Below are 1,201 nucleotides of genomic sequence, written 5' to 3'. Positions count from 1 at the left end.
GCTCCCCCGCTGCTGCTCGGCCCCTCACTCAACCGACCGTCGACCACTCGTCGGCAGTGCGGAGGTGACATAACGACCACCCGATGCAATTGAAGCGCGAAACTTAGTGTTACACAGCAGGTTTACCCCCTTGTGAGTCCACGCACATCGAACGTACCGGCACTTCTGGTCCGAGTTGCGAAAGATCAATCCTGACCGCTCGATCACATCTACCCTTCGAATCCGAAAGGCCACCCCTGACATGCCCGAACTACCATCACCAATTGCCCCGTACCTCGAACCGGCAGCAAAGGAGCTGTGCGAGGCCACCGACCCCCACCCCCGGATCTACGAAGTGCCACCAGAAGAAGGACGAAAGATACTGCGGGACCTACAAAGCGGCGACGGCGTAGCACGACCCGATGTCGACGAAGAGTGGGTAGACGTCGATGCAGGCCAATGGGGAACTGTCCGCACCCGCATCATTCGACCGAAGGGCATCACCGGGCCACTGCCGGTGGTGTTCTACATCCATGGCGCTGGATGGGTTTTCGGAGACGACAAGACGCACGATCGACTGTTTCGCGAACTGGCAGTAGGCGCCGGCGCAGCTGGAGTATTTCCCCGTCTACGACCGGGCACCCGAAGCACAATATCCGACGCAAGTCGAACAGAACTATGCGGTGGGCCAGTGGGTACTCGAACATGGTGCCGAGCACGGCCTGGATACTTCCCGCATCGCGGTGACCGGAGAGTCGGTCGGTGGATGCATGTCCGCGGTCTTCGCCCTCATGAACAAAGAACGTGGAGGTATCGACCTCAAAGCACAGGTGTTGCTCTACCCAGTCACCAACGCGGACTTCGATACTCCGTCCTACCTGCAATTCGCCGAGGGCTACTACCTCACTCGTGACGGAATGAAGTGGTTCTGGGACGCATACACGTCAAACCCCGCGCAGCGTGCAGAAGTGCACGCATCACCCCTACAGGCTTCCCTCGACGAACTAGCTGGACTTCCGACCACGCTGGTCATCACCGACGAAGCCGACGTCCTGCGAGACGAAGGCGAACAGTACGCGAACAGGCTCCGCGAAGCCGGCGTCGATGTCACATCGGTACGCGTAGCGGGAATGGTTCTCTCGGACAATGTCCTCGTCGCAGGAGATCAGGAACACGGGCGGGTGTTTGTGGTACGTGCCGGTAAGCAGAAGGCTGCGCACGG

Annotated in this window: 1 pseudogene; it reads left to right on the top strand. The window is 59.9% G+C overall.

The features are described from left to right. Positions 1–241: 241 nt before the first annotated feature. A pseudogene (locus ABT116_RS48150) lies at positions 242–1,201 on the top strand (alpha/beta hydrolase); the annotation flags it as partial.

This window comes from Streptomyces sp. NPDC002130, from assembly GCF_040296465.1.
In the GTDB taxonomy this organism is placed as follows: Bacteria; Actinomycetota; Actinomycetes; order Streptomycetales; family Streptomycetaceae; genus Streptomyces.
Note: the sequence above shows the minus strand (reverse complement) of the source record. Positions and strands in the feature narration are given on the sequence as shown.